The sequence below is a fragment of the Mesorhizobium silamurunense genome (assembly GCF_014843825.1).
Lineage (GTDB): Bacteria > Pseudomonadota > Alphaproteobacteria > Rhizobiales > Rhizobiaceae > Mesorhizobium > Mesorhizobium silamurunense.
Genome location: NZ_JHQR01000333.1, coordinates 1 through 488, shown reverse-complemented (window position 1 = coordinate 488; position 488 = coordinate 1). Strand labels below are relative to the sequence as shown.

Sequence of the window (488 nt, the reverse complement as noted above, 5' to 3'; positions counted from 1 at the left end):
GTGCGCCCGGCACGGCCGGCGCGCTGATCGGCGGAAGCCTTGCTGACGCGCACCGTCTCCAGCCTTGTCAGGCCGCTTGCCGGCTCGTAGCGCGGCAGCCGCGACAGGCCGGAATCGATGACGACGCGCACACCGTCGATGGTGATCGAGGTCTCGGCGATCGACGTCGCCAGCACCACCTTGCGGCGGCCGGGCGGCGCCGGCCTGATTGCCGCGTCCTGCGTCCTGTTGTCCAATGTAGAGCGGAACGACATCGGTATCGGCGGCGACATTGCCCTGAAGCCGCTCGGCCGTGCGCTCGATCTCACGCTGTCCGGGCAGGAAGGCGAGCACGCTGCCCTGCTCGGCGGCGAGAGCGGAACGGACCGCCTTGGCCATCGCGTCCTCGACGGCCACGCCGGCCGGACGCTCGTCGTAGCGGATGTCGACCGGGAAGGCGCGGCCCTCGCTTTCGATGACCGGCGCTCCGGAAAGCAGCCTGGCGACGC

1 pseudogene is annotated in these 488 nt (G+C 71.1%); it reads right to left on the bottom strand.

Going from position 1 to position 488, the window contains the following annotated elements:
- A pseudogene (locus DH10_RS31675) lies at positions 1-488 on the bottom strand (helicase-related protein); the annotation flags it as partial.